This is a genomic window from Pseudonocardia sp. ICBG1034, assembly GCF_020131375.1.
GTDB lineage: Bacteria > Actinomycetota > Actinomycetes > Mycobacteriales > Pseudonocardiaceae > Pseudonocardia > Pseudonocardia alni.
In genome coordinates this window covers 878,137-893,435 of the sequence record NZ_JAHLEK010000017.1, presented here as the reverse complement: position 1 = coordinate 893,435, position 15,299 = coordinate 878,137, and the positions used below count along the sequence as shown (strand labels likewise).

The window sequence follows — 15,299 nt, the reverse complement described above, 5'->3', positions numbered from 1 at the left end:
GTTCACTCGTTCGGCGGAGCCGGGGTCCCGGGGGCGGCGCGGACGTAGTGCAGCAGCAGGGTCCCGTCGGCGGCCGCCTCGTGGCCTGCCAGGTGCAGCGCGCGCGGTACGGGCAGGGACCGCGGCCCGGTCGCGATCCGTCCCTCCGGGCCCCCGACCAGCACCGGGACCAGGGTGAGACGCAGCTCGTCGACGACGTCGGCCCCGACCAGCGCGCCGAGCAGGGTCGGCCCGCCCTCGCACAGCACGGAGGTGTGGCCGCGGCGGGCGAGCGCGGCGAGCAGCGCGGCGGGGGAGAGGTCGTCGAGCAGCACGACCTCGGCCCCCGCGGCGCCCAGCGCGGCGCGCCGGTCCGCGGGGGCGGCGGCCGTGGTCAGCACGACCGGCGCCGTGACGGTGTCGGTGAACAGCCGCGCACCCGGGTCCAGCCCGGCCGACCCGCTCACGACGACGACCGGCGGGGGCGGCCCGGGCGGCCGCCCGTCCGGCCCGGGACGGCGTGGCCGGACGCCCCGGTAGTCCTCGTCCCGCGCGGTGCCCGCCCCGACGAGAACGCAGTCGGCCGACCGTCGCAGGGCGCGGAACAGGTCGCGGTCGGCCGGGGTGGACAGGCCGCCGGACCCCGCTCCGCCCGCCGTCACGGCCCCGTCGGCGGAGCTGACCATGACCGCGGTGACCCGCGGTCGGACGGGCGGGGGACCGGACGCGGAGGGCTCGACGGGCACCGCCCGAGCATCCCGCCGCGCGGGCGACGTGACGCACGGGGGTGTTCTGTCGTAGGGCAGCCTCACTTATGGTGAGCGGAGCCGCACCGGACGGGTGGGGCCATCCGGTCGAGCAGGGGGCCACGAGCAAGGTGAACGCGATCCGCGTCCGACCACCGTCGGTGGAACAGCCGTCGCCCCCTCGGCGGTCGCTCCGGCGCAGGCGGCTGCTCGGCCTCGCCGCGCTGACCACGGCGCTGCTGCTCGCGGTACTCGCCAGCATCGCGATCGGGACCAAGGTCATCCCGGTGAACGAGGTGTTCTCCGCGCTGGTCGCCCCGACCGGCAGCGAGAACGACGTGGTCATCCGTTCCCTGCGGATCCCGCGCACCCTGCTCGGGGTACTGGTCGGGATCGCGCTCGGCCTGGCCGGCGCGCTCGTGCAGGGCTTCACCCGCAACCCGCTCGGCGATCCCGGCCTGCTGGGCGTCAACGCGGGTGCGGCGTTCTTCGTCGTCATCGGCATCTACGTCTTCGGTGTCAGCACGCTGTTCGGCTACGTCTGGTTCGCCTTCGCCGGGGCGCTGGTCGCCAGCGTCGTGGTGTTCGTGATCGGCACCCGGGCACCCGGCGGCGCCACCCCGGTGTCGCTGGCCCTCGCCGGTGCCGCCGTCAGCTTCCTGCTGCAGGCGGGCACGTCCTCGGTGGTGCTGCTCGACGAGACCAGCCTCGACGCCTACCGGTTCTGGGTGGTCGGATCGCTCGCCGGGCGCGACGCCGCGGTCGGCGGCCAGGTGGTGTGGTTCATCCTCGCGGGCACGGCGCTGGCGCTGGCCAGCGCGCCCGCCCTCAACGCGCTCTCCCTCGGCGACGACGTCGCCACCTCGCTGGGGCACTCGGTCCGCCGGACCCGGGTCGTCGGCGTCGTCGCGATCACGCTGCTCGCGGGGGCGGCCACCGCCGCCTGCGGGCCGATCGTGTTCCTCGGACTGATCGTGCCGCACGTCGTGCGGGTGTTCACCGGGCCCGACCACCGCTGGCTGCTGCCCGCCTCCGGGCTCGCCGGGGCGGTGCTGCTGCTGCTCGCCGACGTCGTCGGACGGGTGGTGGCCCGCCCCGGTGAGCTGCAGGTCGGCATCGTGGTCGCGCTGATCGGCGGGCCGTTCTTCATCGCGCTCGTGCGCCGTCGCAAGCTGGGGGCCGTGTGAGCACCGTGACCGAACCCGGCCCGCCGAGCACGGTGGCCGTCCCCGGCCGCCGCGCCGTCCGCGCGGGCCGCTTCTCCGGCGTGCTGCGCGTCCGCACCGCGGTCGTGCTGCTCGCCTGTGCCGTCGCGCTGGTGCTCGCCGCCGCGGTCAACATGGGCCGCGGCGACTACCCGATCGCGATCACCGACGTGCTGGCGACGCTGTTCGGCGGTGGCGACGCCGGTCAGCAGCTCGTCGTGCTCGAGCTGCGGCTCCCGCGCACCCTGGTCGGTGCGCTGGTCGGCGGCGCGCTCGCCGTCTCCGGCGCGATCCTGCAGTCGGTCGCCCGCAACCCCCTCGCGAGCCCGGACATCATCGGTGTCCAGTGGGGCGCCAGCGCGGCGGCGGTGTTCGTCATCGTGCTCGGGGGCGGCGTGGCCGGGGTCGGCGGCGCCTTCGCCTCCCTCGGCATCCCGCTCGCCGCCCTGATCGGCGGGCTCGTGTCGTCGGTCGCGGTGTACGTCCTGGCCTGGCGCAAGGGCATCCAGGGCTTCCGGCTCGTGCTGATCGGCATCGGCATCCAGGCCGTGCTCGTCGCCGCGGTGCAGTGGCTGCTGACCGTCGCCCAGATCTACCAGGCCGCCCAGGCCCAGGTCTGGCTCAACGGCAGCCTGAACGCGCGCAGCTGGAACGAGGTCGTCCCGCTGTCGATCTCCATGCTGGTGCTCGTGCCCGCGGCGCTGGCCCTGGTGCACCTGCTCGGCGCCCTGCGCTTCGACGACGACACCGCCCGCGGCCTCGGCGTGCGGGTGAACGGCGCCCGCACCGCGCTGCTGCTCGTCTCCGTCGGGCTCGCCTCGGTCGCGACCGCGGCCGCCGGCCCGATCGCCTTCATCGCGCTGGTCACCCCGCAGATCGCGCGCCGGCTCTGCCGGGTCGGGACCCCGCCGATCGGGGTCTCGCTCGTGCTGGGCGCGGCACTGACCGTGCTGTCCGACCTGATCGCCCGCACCGCACTGGGGTCGGTCGAGCTCCCGGTCGGCATCGTGACCGCGGTGCTCGGCGCCCCGTTCCTGCTGTACCTGCTCGCCCGCACCCGCCAGGAGGCCCGTCGATGAGCACCGTCGAGGACATCAGCGTCGCGGAGGCCACCACCTCCCGGACGACGACGGCGGGCGACCCCGTCCGTCCCGGTGTGGTCCGGCTGTCGGCCGAGCAGGTCACGCTCGGCTACGGCGACCGCACCATCGTCGACGGGCTCGACCTGGAGGTGCTGCCCGGCGCGGTCACCACCGTCATCGGCCCGAACGGCTGCGGCAAGTCCACCGTGCTGCGCGCGCTGGGGCGGCTGCTGCCCGCCCGGACCGGTCAGGTGCTGCTCGACGGCAAGCGGATCGACCGCACCCCGACCAAGGAGGTCGCCCGGGTCCTGGGGATCCTGCCGCAGTCGCCGCTGGCGCCCGAGGGGCTGACCGTCGGCGACCTCGTCGCCCGCGGGCGGCACCCGCACCAGGCCTGGTACCGGCAGTGGTCCTCGGACGACGAGCGCGCCGTCGCCGAGGCGCTGACCTGGACGGGCCTGTCCGATCTCGCCGAGCGCCCGGTCGACGAGCTGTCCGGCGGCCAGCGCCAGCGGGCCTGGATCTCGATGGCCCTGGCTCAGGAGACCGACCTGCTGCTGCTCGACGAGCCGACCACCTTCCTCGACCTGGCCCACCAGGTCGACGTGCTGGAGCTGGTGCGGCGGCTGCAGTCCGAGGCGGGCCGCACCGTGGTCATGGTGCTGCACGACCTCAACCTGGCCGCCCGCTACGCCGACCGGCTCGTCGCGATGAAGGACGGCCGGATCGTCGCGGCGGGGTCGCCCTCCGAGGTCGTCACCGAGGAGCTGCTGGCCGACGTGTTCGGGCTGCGCGCCCGGGTGCTGCCCGACCCGGTGACCGGCACCCCGCTGGTCGTGCCGGACGCGGGTCCGTCGCTGCGCGCCCCGGAGCCGATCGCCGAGGCATGATCTCCGGCGTGACCTCCGGCGACCGACCGCCCTTCCTCGCCACCCGCGCGGTGCACGCGGGCAACGACGTCGATCCCGGCACCGGCGCGATCCGGCGACCGATCGTCGCGGCCAACTCCTACGCGCTGCCCGAGGACCCCTCCGAGCTGGACTGGTCGGGCACCGCGACCCGGCTCTACACCCGCAACGGCGGGGCGAACCAGGGCTGGCTGGAGGACAAGCTCGTCGCCCTGGAGGACCCGCACGGGGTGTCCCCGGGCGGCTGCGCGGCGGTCGCGCTCGCCTCGGGGGTCGCGGCGCTGCACGCGGTGTTCTTCACGTTCCTGCGCTCCGGTGACCACGTCGTCAGCTCCGACGTCACCTACGTCGCCACCCACCGGCTGCTGACCGAGCTGCTGCCCGAGCGGTGGGGGATCACCGCGACGCTGGTCGACTCCAGCGACCCGGAGGCGGTGCGTGCCGCGGTCCGCCCCGAGACCCGGCTGGTGCACGTCGAGACGCCGGCGAACCCGACGACCCGGATCACCGACGTCGACGCCGTCGCCGGCGTCGCACACGAGGCGGGTGCCCTGCTCAGCGTGGACGCCACCTTCGCCACCCCGGTGCTGCAACGGCCGCTGGAGCGGGGCGCGGACCTCGTCGTGCACTCGCTGACCAAGTACGTCAACGGCCACGGCGACGCGATGGGCGGCGCCGTGCTGGGCCGCCGCGAGCTGGTCGAGCGGATCCGCGCCGACGCGATGGTCGACGCCGGGGGAGTGATCAGCCCGTTCAACGCCTGGCTGATCGCCCGCGGCGCGGTGACCCTGCCGATGCGGATGCGCGCGCACTGCGCCGGCGCCCAGCAGGTCGCGGAGTACCTGGAGTCCCGCCCGGAGGTCGCCTACGTCGCCTACCCGGGGCTGGCGTCGCACCCGCAGCACGCGCTCGCGACCCGCACCCTCGACGGCGGGTACGGCGGCATGCTCGCCTTCGCCCTGGACGGGCCGCCGGAGCGGCAGAACCGCTTCGTCGCGGGCCTGCGGGTGATCACCTCGGCGGTGTCGCTGGGCCACGACGAGTCGCTGATCGTGCACGTCGGGGCGGGTGGCGACGGCCGGGCGGCGCACTTCCCACCGGAGTTCCGCCGTCTCGGGCTCCTGCGCCTGTCGGTGGGGCTGGAGGACCCGCGCGATCTCGTCGCCGACATCGCGCGGGCCCTGGACGGTGCGGGAGCTCCCGTCAGCCGATGAGCGACCGGCCGACGATCTCCTTCATGATCTCGTTCGTGCCGCCGTAGATCGCCTGCACGCGGGAGTCCACGAACGCGCGGGCGATCGGGTACTCGAGCATGTAGCCGTAGCCGCCGTGCAGCTGCACGCAGCGGTCGACGACGCGGTTCTGCAGGTCCGAGCACCACCACTTGGCCTTCGCCGCGTCGGGCACCGACAGCTCGCCCTCGCCGTTGTGCTCGGTGATGCAGCGGTCCACGAAGACCCGGGCGATGGAGACCTCGGTGTCCATCTCGGCGAGCTCGAAGCGGGTGTTCTGGAAGTTCGCCACCGGGCGGCCGAAGGCCGTGCGCTCCTTGGTGTACTCCAGCGTCATCCGCACCGCGGCCTCGGCGCCGGCCACCGAGGCGACGGCGATCGACAGCCGCTCCTGGGCGAGGTTCTGCATGAGGTAGATGAAGCCCTGGCCGACCTCGCCGAGCCGGTTCGCGTCGGGCACCCGGACGTCGGTGAAGCTCAGCTCCGCGGTGTCCTGGGCCTTCATGCCGACCTTCTTCAGACGGCGGCCGCGCTCGAACCCCTCCATCCCGCGCTCCACCACGAACAGGGTGAAGCCGAGGTGCTTGGCGTCCGGGTCGGTCTTGGCGACGACGATCACCAGGTCGGCGAGGATGCCGTTGGTGATGAAGGTCTTGGAGCCGTTGAGGATCCAGTCGCCGTTCGCGTCCTGCTTGGCGTTGGTGGCGATGCCCTGCAGGTCCGAGCCGGTGCCGGGCTCGGTCATGGCGATCGCGGTGATCAGCTCACCACTGCAGAACCCGGGCAGCCAGCGCTGCTTCTGCTCGTCGGTGCACAGGCGCAGCAGGTAGGGCTGCACCACGTCGTTGTGCAGCGGGAAGCCGATCCCGCTGGCCCCGGCGGCGACGATCTCCTCGGCCAGGATCGCGTTGTAGCGGAAGTCGTCGACCCCGCCGCCGCCGTACTCCTCGGGCACCGCGGTGCCCAGCAGGCCGGCCGCGCCCGCGGCGGTCCACACCGAGCGGTCGACCTGACCGTTCTCCTCCCACTGCTCGTGGTGCGGGGTGACCTCCTTCGCGATGAAGGTCCGGCACAGGTCCCGGAACGCGTCGTGTTCGTCGTCGAAGATCTCGCGCTGCATGCCCGGCAGTCTCACATACCCGCCGGTAACTCCGGTCGTCCTCACGGGCCGTCGGTGACCCGTGCGTGCCGGTAGGGTGCGGCCGTGGATCTCGTGGACGCCGTCGCCAACGTGTGGGACCGGGCCGTGGTCGGTCACCTCGCCGACCTGCGACGGATGCCGCGCGACGCGGTGGTCGGCTCGCCGCAGGGCATCCTGTTCCGGTACCGCCCGCTGTCCGGTGTGGACCCCTCCGGCGGTGCACCGGTGCTGCTCGTGCCGCCGCTGGGCGCCCCGGACTTCGCCTACGATCTGCGTCGCGGCTGCTCGCTGGTGGAGCACCTGCTGCAGCAGGGCCGGACCGTCTACCTGATCGACTACGGCCCCAAGTCGTTCTCCGACCGGACCCTGGGCATCGAGAGCTGGGTCGACGAGCTGCTGCCCGACACGATCCGCCGGGTCGCCGAGGAGACCGACGACGAGGTGCACCTCGTCGCCTGGTCGCTCGGCGGGATCTTCGCCCTGCTCACCGTCGCCGCCGCGGTGCAGGCGCGCGACCCGCTGCCGGTGCGCTCGGTCGCCGCGATCGGCACCCCGGTCGACATCTCCCGGGTGCCGCTGGTGGCGCCGATCCGGCCGCTCGCGCAGATCACCGGTGGCCGGCTCATCTCCTCGATCTACCGGGGCGTCGGCAGCTTCCCGGCGCCGATGGTGAGCTGGGCGTTCCAGCTGACCGCGGTGGACAAGCTCGTCACCAAGCCGCTGGCGATCGCGTCGCGGATCGACGACCGGGACTGCCTGGCCCAGATCGAGGCCGTCGACCACCTGATGAGCAACATGCACGGCTACCCGGGCCGGGTGTTCGGGCAGATCTTCCACCTGTTGCTGCGCAGCAACGACCTCGCCGACGGCGGACTGCGCCTGGGCGGGCGGGACGTGGAGCTGTCCGACGTCGGGGTGCCGGTGCTCGTCGTCGCCGGGCGGGACGACGTCATCGCCCCGCTGCGGGCGGTGCGCGCCGGCGTGCCGCTGCTGACCGGCAGCCCGGAGGTGCGGTTCACGACCTCACCGGGCGGGCACCTGGGCGTGCTGACCGGGCGCCGGGCCCGGGACACGACCTGGCCCGAGCTCGACCGGGCCCTGGCCGACTGGGACGCCGCCGCGGACACCCCCGACGTCGCCGACGGCCCGGCCGCCGCCGGGGCCTGACCGGGGCCGGTCCGACCCCTGCCGCCCCTGCCGCCTGGGCGGCCCGGTCCGCGCGGTGATCCGGGGTGCGCGCGGTGATCCGGGGTGCGCGCGGTGATCCGGGGTGCGCGCGGTGATCCGGGGTGCGCGCGGTGATCCGGGGTGCGCGCGGTGATCCGGGGTGCGCGCGGTGATCCGGGGTGCGCGCGGTGATCCGGGGTGCGCGCGGTGATCCGGGGTGCGCGCGGTGATCCGCGTTCCGCGTGCGTCCGGACGCGCGCGCCCCGCGGATCAGCGCGCGGATTCGTGATCACCACCGTCCGGAGGTGGCGGGACGGGACGGTGGGGGAGGGTTGACCGGTCATGTCTCTAAGTGATTTAGTCACTTTATGACCGCAGGGGAGACGCTGTCGGAGCGCCTGGCCGACGACATCATGGACATCATCCGGACCGGGAACCTCGGCCCGGGGGACCAGCTCGCGTCCTCCCGCGACCTGGCGCGGCGGTTCGAGGTCACCACCCCGACCGTCCGCGAGGCGCTGCGACGCCTGGAGGCCACCGGGGCCGTCGAGTTCCGGCACGGCTCGGGCACCTACGTCGGCGCCGGGGTCGGGCGGCGGCTGCTCGCCAACCCGCACCGGCCGTCCCGGACCCCCGACGGCGTGCACGAGCTCATCCGCGCCCGGCTCGTCCTGGAGCCGCCGATCGCGGCTGCCGCGGCCCGGGAGCGCGACCCCGCCGGGCTCGCGCTGCTCTCGGAGAGCGTCACCAACGCCCTGCACCCGCCGGTCGGCGATCTCCGCCCGGCGGTGCACTTCCACGTCGCACTGGCCGCGACCAGCGGCAACGCGCTGCTCCGGGAGACGGTGGAGGCGCTGCTGCACATCCGGGCGCGCGACCAGGTCGAGATCCGGCACCGCTACGACGACCGCGAGCGCGACCACGCCGAGCACGTCGCGCTGCTCGAGGCCGTCCGTGGGGGCGACCCGGACCTGGCGGAGCGGCTCTGCCGCGAGCACCTCGCCTCGATCGCCGCGGCGGTGGGCGCGTGAGCACGCGGCGCCTGGGGGAGATGACGACGGTCGAGGCCGCGGCCGCCGTCTTCGACAGCCCGGTGGTGCTGCTGCCGGCCGGGGCCTTCGAACAGCACGGGCCGGGGCTGCCGCTCGCGACGGACCTGATCCGTGCCGAGGCGGTCTGCGACCGCGTCGCCGAGGCACTGGGCGGCACCGCGGTCGTCGGACCGTCGTTGCCGGTCGGGGTGTCGCCGCACCACCTGGCCTTCGCCGGCACGGTCAGCCTGACCACCACGACGTTCGCCACGCTCGTGCGCGAGTACGTCGACGGCCTGTACCGGCACGGCTGGCGCCGGATCTGCGTGGTCACGGGGCACGGCGGGAACGACGCCACCCTCGCGACGGTCGCGCAGGACCTCCTCGCGGCCCGTCCGGACCTGCAGTTCGCCTGGAGCCCGCTCACCACGCTGGCCGCCGACGTCGTCGCCGCGGCCGGGCCGCCCGAGGTCAGCGGGCACAGCGGGCAGGCCGAGACGGCGCAGATGCTCGCCGTCGCGCCGCACCTGGTGCACACCGACCGGCTCGCGGCCGGGACCACCCGGTTCGCCGAGCTCGACGCCTTCGGCGCACTGGCCCGGCGGCGCGGTGGTCCGACGCTCACCGCGCCCTACGACCGCCTGTCCGGCAACGGGGTCCTCGGCGACCCCCGCCGGGCCGATCCGGAGCACGGGGAGGCGATCGTCGCCGCGATCGTCGACCGGATCACCGACTTCGTCACGGCCTGGCTCACGGCCTGACGCCCCTCCGACCCGCACGGACCCACAGCACTCCCGCGGTGGCGCCACCCGGCGCCCCCGTCGCACGACCCTGCCCGCGACCCGGGCGGGGCCACAGCACCGGCCGTCGACGACGCCGTCCGAAGGGAACCCCATGTCCGCACCGAGACCGTCCGCAGCGACACCGTCCGTTCCGGGACGCCCGACCGGGGGCGCGACGCGACGTGGCGGGGGACGCCGCCTGCGTGCCGTGGCGGCGGCCTGCCTGGCCGCGGCCGCCCTGACCACCGGCGCCGCCGTCGCCCCGACACCGTCCGACGCCGCCGTGGTCCCGACCGCATCCGGGTCGCCGGCCGGACCCGCCGGTCCCGGCGCTCCCGACGGACCTGCCGGCCCCGGCGCTGCGGCCGGACCGGCGGGCGGCCCGCCCGGAGCGCGGAGCCCCGGCTGCGGCCTCACCCCGCCGCAGGCACCGGGCACCACCGCCGTCCGCACCGTGGACAGCGGCGGCCTGGCCCGCACCGTGCGCGTCCACCTGCCCGAGGGCTACCGCTCCGACCGGCCCACCCCGGTGGTCCTGGTCTTCCACGGCCGCGGCAACGACGGCGCCACCACCGAGGACTTCTCCGGCCTGTCCGGGCTGCCCGCCGTCGTCGCCTACCCCGACGGGGTCCCCGGCGGTGAGGGGAAGCGGTCCTGGCAGGGCGCCCCGTACTCGGCGCCGGGCGTCGACGACGTCGCCTTCACCGGTGACCTCCTCGACGGCCTCGAGGCCGGCCTCTGCGTCGACCCCGGCCGGGTCTTCGCCACCGGCAAGTCCAACGGCGGCGGCTTCACCGAGATCCTGGCCTGCCGGATGTCCGACCGGATCGCCGCGATCGCCCCGGTCGCGGGCGCCTACTACCGCGACGGCGAACCGCCGTGCCGGCCCGGCCGTCCGGTCCCGGCGTTGTTCGTGCACGGCACGGGCGACGCCACCATCCCCTACACCGGCGACGCCGAGCGCGGCCTGCCCGCGATCCCGGCGAAGGTCGCCGAATGGGTCGCCCGCGACGGCTGCCGGGCCCGCCCGCAGACCCGCCGGATCGAGCCCGACGTGACCATCGCGACCTGGCGCGGCTGCCGCGACGGCGCCCGGGTGCAGCACGTCGCCGTCGACGGCGGCGGCCACACCTGGCCGGGCGCGACCGCCTACTCCGGCGGCGGCGTCACCACGCAGACGGTCCGCGCCACCGCGCTGGTCGGGGACTTCTTCGGCCTCGGGGGACCGCGATGAGCACCCCCGCCGCCACCCGGGACCGGGAGCTGCCCCGACTCGTGCGGGCGATGGCCGTCGTCGAACGGGTCGGGAACGCACTGCCGCACCCGTTCTGGCTGTTCTGGGTGCTGTCGGCGATCCTCGCCGTGGTCAGCGCCGGGCTGGCGGCGGCGGGCGTCGCCGTCGTCGCCCCCGACGGCGAGCCCGTCGCGGTGCGGAACCTGCTCTCCGGCGACGGCCTCGCGATGGCCGTCTCGTCGATGATCGACAACTTCGCGCAGTTCCCGCCGATGGCCACCATCGTCACGGTGATCATGGGCGTCGCGGTTGCCGAGCGCAGCGGGCTGCTCGCCGCGGCCATGCGGGCCGGGGTCGCCCGGGTGCCCGCGTCGCTGGTGGTGTTCGCGGTCGCGTTCGCCGGGACCGTCGCCCACGTCGCCTCGGCCGCGGCGTACGTGATCCTGGTGCCGCTGGGCGGGCTCGCGTTCCGGGCGGTCGGCCGGTCGCCGATCCTCGGGATCGTCGTCGCCTACACCGCCATCGCCTCCGGCTACGACGCCAGCCCGGTCCCCACCCCGAACGACGCGATCTTCGCCGGCATCACCACCGCCGCGGCCCGGATCGTGGACCCGGCGGCCGTGGTGACCCCGGTCGGCAACTGGTTCTTCAACATCGCCTCCTCGGTCGTCCTCGCGCTGGTGATCACGCTGGTCACCCGGGTCGTCCTGGCCAAGCGGCCCGACCTGGACCCCGACCCCGACGCCCCCGACGACGACGTCGCCGGGCTGAGCCTGTCCGCGGCCGAGCGGTCCGGCCTGCGCCGCGCCGGCTGGGTGCTGCTGGGTGGTGCGGTGCTGCTCGTCGCGGTCGTGGCGCCGGAGTGGTCCCCGCTGCGCGGGGAGAACGGCTCGATCGTCGAGTCCCCGCTGGTCGAGGGCATCGGCGCGGTCATCGCGCTGCTGTTCGGCCTGCTCGGCACCGTCTTCGGCCGCGCGGTCGGGACGATCGCCACCGCCGCCGACGTCCCGAGGCTGATGGCCGACGGGATCCGGCAGATGGCCCCCGTCCTGGCGCTGTTCTTCGCGATCGCCCAGTTCCTGGCCTACTTCGACTGGACCCACGTCGGGGACGTGCTCGCCGTCGTCGCCGCGGACGCGCTGCGCACCACCGGCGTCCCGATCCCGGTCGTGTTCCTGATGGTGCTGGCCGTGCTCACCGTGGTGAACGTGATGGTCACCAGCGGGACGGCGATGTGGTCGATCGCGGCGCCGGTGATCGTGCCGATGCTGATGCTGGTCGAGGTGCCGCCGGAGACCACCCAGGCGCTGTTCCGGATCGCCGACTCCGGCTCGACGGCGATCACCCCGATGAGTCCGTACTTCGTGATGGCGCTGGGGTTCCTGCAGCGGTACCGCAAGGACGCGGGCATCGGGACGCTCGCGTCGTACACGCTGCCCCTGGCCGTCGCCATGACGGCGGTCTGGACGCTGCTGTTCTTCGCCTGGTGGGCACTGGGGATCCCGCTGGGCCCGGGGGCCCCGGTCCGCTGAGGGGACGGACGCGGGGCGGGGACCGGGACGGTCGGGGACACTGGCGCAGGTGCGCTACCTCGACGGTCCCGGTCCCGGCCCACGACGCTGGTCGGTGATGGGCCTGGGCACCTGGCAGTTCGGCACGAGCGAGTGGGGCTACGGCGACGCGCTGGAGGCCGGGCGGATCGTCGCCCGCGCCCGCGAGCTGGGCGTCACCGTGTTCGACACCGCGGAGCTCTACGGCCCGCTGCGCAGCGAACGGATCCTCGGCGACGCGCTGCGCGCCTGCGGTGGCCCCGGGTGGCGCGACGACGTCGTGATCGCGACGAAGTTCTTCCCGGTCCTGCCCCTGGGCCCGGTGCTGCGGCACCGCGCGGCCGCCTCCGCCGCCCGGCTCGGGGTGACCGAGATCGACCTCTACCAGGTGCACAAGCCGCACCCGCTGGTCGGCGACGCGTCGGCGATGCGCGGGATGGCCGGGCTGCAGCGGACCGGGCTGGTCCGCGACGCCGGCGTGTCGTCGTACACGCTGGACCGCTGGCTGGCCGCGGAGGAGGCGCTCGGCGGACCCGTGCTGTCCAACCAGGTCGAGTTCAGCCTTCTGCGCCGCAGGCCCGTCGCGGCCCTCGTCCCGCACGCCGCCGCGCACGGCCGCATCGTGATGGCCTACAGCCCGCTCGCCCAGGGCCTGCTCACCGGCCGGTACGACGCCGGCCACCGGCCCACCAACGCGGTGCGCCGCAGCAAGCCGGAGTGGCTGCCGGAGAACCTGGCCGCCCTCGCCCCGCTCACCGACGCCCTGCGCGACGTCGCCTCCGCCCACGACGCGACGCCGTCGCAGGTCGCGCTGGCGTGGGTGGTGTACCACCCGAACACGGTGGCGATCCCCGGTGCGTCGAGCGTGGCGCAGCTGGAGTCCAACGTGGCCGCGGCGGACATCGTGCTGACCTCCGACGAGTACGTCGGTCTCACCGCGGCCGCGCAGCGGGTCCGGCTGCGCACCGGTCCCGCCACGCTGCCCGCCGTGGCCCGGGAGCTGCTGCGCTCCCGCTGAGCCGCTACTTGACGTGCTCGCGCAGGAACTGCGTCGCGCGGGTCCACGCGATCTCCGCCTGCTCGGCGTCGTAGGTGCCCATGTGGTTCTCGTCGTTGAAGAACGCGTGCCCGGCCGGGTACTGCAGGAACTCCGGGCGGGTGCCGGACTCGGCCTGGATGCGGTCGGCGAGGGACTCCACCGCGTCCGGCGGGGCCATGGTGTCCTCGGCCCCGAAGTGGCCCTGCACGGCCGCGGTCAGGTTCGCGAACGACGGGTAGTCCTCCTTGAGCACCCCGTAGAAGGGCACGGCGGCCGCGACCTTGTCGCCCTGCTGCGCGGCGAGGACCAGCACGAAGCCGCCGCCCATGCAGAAGCCGACCGCGCCGACGGCCGAGGAGGTGACGTCGTCGCGCCCGAGCAGGAACTCCACGGCCCCGGCCAGGTCGGTCGCCGCGCCGTTCACGGGCAGCTCGCCCATGAGCTTCCCGGCCTCGTCGGAGTCGTGGGTGGTGCGCCCGCCGTAGAGGTCGGGGGCGAGTGCGACGAAGCCCTCGGCGGCGAACCGGTTCGTCACATCCACGATGTGGTCGGTCAGGCCCCACCACTCCTGGATGACGATCAGACCGGGTCCGGCCCCGGACTCGGGCAGGGCCAGGTAGCCGTGCGCGGTGCCGCCGCCGGAGGGGAAGGTGACGTTCTGCGCGGGGTTCTCGTTGGTGTGTGCCACGGGCGCGATGACATCACGACGGTGCCGGTACCGCCCGCCGGGAAGATCGTTGCGTCCTGTGACGGAGGACCCTCCGTTAATCATGAGCGTCGCAAACGATATGGGTCTATCGTCACCGCCATGCTCGCCGGGACCGCCACCCGAACCGCGCACGACGCCGCGGTGGAGAACCTGCGCCGGGCGCGCGCCGGAGCCGGCGCCGTCCAGCTGGGGAAGCCGTCGTCGAACCTGTTCCGGTTCGGCGACCGCGACACCGGCGCCGCCGCGCGCCGCCTCGACACCTCCGCGCTGGACGGTCTCCTCGGTGTGGACCCGGACCGGCGGACCGCCGAGGTACAGGGGATGGCGACCTACGAGACCATCGTGGACGCCACCCTCGTGCACGGGCTGATGCCGCTGGTGGTCCCGCAGCTCAAGACCATCACCCTCGGGGGCGCGGTCACCGGGCTCGGGGTCGAGTCGACGTCGTTCCGCGACGGGCTGCCGCACGAGTCGGTGCTCGAGATGGACGTGCTCACCCCGGCCGGGGAGCTGCTGCTCGTCACCCCCGACGGGGAGCACGCCGACCTGTTCGCGGCGTTCCCCAACTCCTACGGCACGCTCGGCTACGCGGTCCGCCTGGTCGTCGAGCTGGCGCCCGTGAAGCCCTTCGTGAAGCTCACCCACCACCGGTACGCGAGCGCCTCCGCCGCGTCGGCGGCGATCGAGCGGTTCGTGGCGGCGGGCGAGGTGGACTTCCTCGACGGCGTCGTGTTCGGACCCGACGAGCAGTACCTGACCACCGGGGAGTTCGTCGACGCCCCGATGCCGGGCGCCCGGATCTCCGACTACACCGGTCAGGAGGTGTTCTACCGGTCGCTGCAGCGCCGCCCGGTCGACCACCTCACCGTGCACGACTACATCTGGCGCTGGGACACCGACTGGTTCTGGTGCTCGCGTGCGTTCGGCGTGCAGCACCCGGTGGTGCGCCGGTTCTGGCCACGCCGCCTGCGCCGCTCGGACGTCTACCGCCGTCTCGTCGCCCTCGACCAGCGTCACGGCGCGTCGAACCGGGTCCGTGAGGCACTCGGCGGGACCGCCGAGGAGATGGTCGTGCAGGACGTGGAGATCCCGGTCGAGCGGCTCGGGGAGTTCCTCGAGTTCTTCCACCGGGAGATCCGGATCGAGCCGGTGTGGCTGTGCCCGCTGCAGCTGCGCGGGGAGCGGAGCTGGCCGCTGTACCCGATGGAGCCGGGCCGGCTCTACGTCAACGTCGGCTTCTGGTCCTCGGTGGCGGAGAAGCCGGGGGACCCGTGGGCACACAACCGGCTGATCGAGGAGTGTGTCGCCGACCTGGGCGGGCACAAGTCGCTGTACTCGACCGTGCACTACGGCGAGGACGAGTTCTGGTCGCACTACAACGGTGCGGCCTACCGGGCGGTGAAGCAGCGGTACGACCCGGACGGTCGGTCTCCCGACCTGTTCGCCAAGGTCACCGGCCGCTGACGAGCGCACCGCGGGGATCGACAGGGGAGG

14 protein-coding genes are annotated in these 15,299 nt (G+C 74.5%); 11 read left to right on the top strand and 3 right to left on the bottom strand.

The genetic code is table 11. From position 1 onward, the window contains the following. Positions 1-2: 2 nt before the first annotated feature. Positions 3-725, bottom strand: a complete 723-nt coding sequence (locus KPF22_RS18875) for a dihydrofolate reductase family protein (protein WP_224402845.1) — start codon at positions 723-725, stop codon at positions 3-5. Between the two features lie 131 nt (positions 726-856). Here KPF22_RS18875 and KPF22_RS18870 point away from each other — a divergent pair, with 131 nt between their 5' ends. From KPF22_RS18870 to KPF22_RS18855, 4 genes are read left to right on the top strand one after another with little or no spacing between them, the layout of a single operon-like run. Continuing rightward, positions 857-1,912: an iron ABC transporter permease gene (locus tag KPF22_RS18870; protein WP_224402844.1), complete on the top strand. Its 1,056-nt coding sequence runs from the start codon at positions 857-859 to the stop codon at positions 1,910-1,912. After that, positions 1,909-3,009: an iron chelate uptake ABC transporter family permease subunit gene (locus KPF22_RS18865; protein WP_224402843.1), complete on the top strand. Its 1,101-nt coding sequence runs from the start codon at positions 1,909-1,911 to the stop codon at positions 3,007-3,009. The genes KPF22_RS18870 and KPF22_RS18865 overlap by 4 nt, the downstream gene beginning before the upstream one ends. Beyond that, positions 3,006-3,902 (top strand): ABC transporter ATP-binding protein, encoded by an 897-nt coding sequence (locus KPF22_RS18860; protein ID WP_224402842.1) that lies wholly within the window; start codon positions 3,006-3,008, stop codon positions 3,900-3,902. The genes KPF22_RS18865 and KPF22_RS18860 overlap by 4 nt, the downstream gene beginning before the upstream one ends. Positions 3,903-3,910: 8 nt before the next feature. Further along, a complete protein-coding gene (locus tag KPF22_RS18855; protein ID WP_224402841.1) occupies positions 3,911-5,134 on the top strand; it encodes a PLP-dependent aspartate aminotransferase family protein in 1,224 nt (407 codons plus the stop codon). Here the strand turns inward: KPF22_RS18855 and KPF22_RS18850 are convergent. After that, entirely contained in the window at positions 5,124-6,272 is a 1,149-nt protein-coding gene (locus KPF22_RS18850) for an acyl-CoA dehydrogenase family protein (protein WP_208820210.1), read from the bottom strand. The genes KPF22_RS18855 and KPF22_RS18850 overlap by 11 nt on opposite strands. An 84-nt stretch (positions 6,273-6,356) precedes the next feature. Between KPF22_RS18850 and KPF22_RS18845 the strand changes: the two genes are divergently transcribed. From KPF22_RS18845 to KPF22_RS18820, 6 genes are all read left to right on the top strand, one after another. Next, on the top strand, positions 6,357-7,460 hold the full coding sequence (locus KPF22_RS18845) for an alpha/beta fold hydrolase (protein WP_208820212.1): 1,104 nt from the start codon (positions 6,357-6,359) through the stop codon (positions 7,458-7,460). A 368-nt stretch (positions 7,461-7,828) separates the two neighbouring features. Next, positions 7,829-8,491, top strand: coding sequence for a FadR/GntR family transcriptional regulator (locus tag KPF22_RS18840; RefSeq protein ID WP_224402840.1), 663 nt, complete (start codon positions 7,829-7,831; stop codon positions 8,489-8,491). Further along, entirely contained in the window at positions 8,488-9,252 is a 765-nt protein-coding gene (locus KPF22_RS18835; RefSeq protein ID WP_224402839.1) for a creatininase family protein, read from the top strand. Before KPF22_RS18840 ends, KPF22_RS18835 begins: the two co-directional genes overlap by 4 nt. A gap of 229 nt (positions 9,253-9,481) precedes the next feature. Beyond that, positions 9,482-10,507, top strand: a complete 1,026-nt coding sequence (locus tag KPF22_RS18830; RefSeq protein ID WP_224402838.1) for a PHB depolymerase family esterase — start codon at positions 9,482-9,484, stop codon at positions 10,505-10,507. After that, on the top strand, positions 10,504-12,039 hold the full coding sequence (locus KPF22_RS18825; RefSeq protein ID WP_208820218.1) for an AbgT family transporter: 1,536 nt from the start codon (positions 10,504-10,506) through the stop codon (positions 12,037-12,039). Before KPF22_RS18830 ends, KPF22_RS18825 begins: the two co-directional genes overlap by 4 nt. Before the next feature lie 49 nt (positions 12,040-12,088). Beyond that, entirely contained in the window at positions 12,089-13,075 is a 987-nt protein-coding gene (locus KPF22_RS18820; protein WP_224402837.1) for an aldo/keto reductase, read from the top strand. A 4-nt stretch (positions 13,076-13,079) separates the two neighbouring features. Here KPF22_RS18820 and KPF22_RS18815 read toward each other — a convergent pair whose 3' ends face one another. Continuing rightward, the gene (locus tag KPF22_RS18815; RefSeq protein ID WP_224402836.1) at positions 13,080-13,784 is read right to left on the bottom strand and encodes a dienelactone hydrolase family protein; all 705 of its coding nucleotides are present in this window, start codon (positions 13,782-13,784) and stop codon (positions 13,080-13,082) included. A gap of 120 nt (positions 13,785-13,904) precedes the next feature. Between KPF22_RS18815 and KPF22_RS18810 the strand changes: the two genes are divergently transcribed. Further along, positions 13,905-15,269, top strand: a complete 1,365-nt coding sequence (locus KPF22_RS18810; RefSeq protein ID WP_224402835.1) for an FAD-binding oxidoreductase — start codon at positions 13,905-13,907, stop codon at positions 15,267-15,269. The last annotated feature ends 30 nt before the right edge of the window (positions 15,270-15,299 follow it).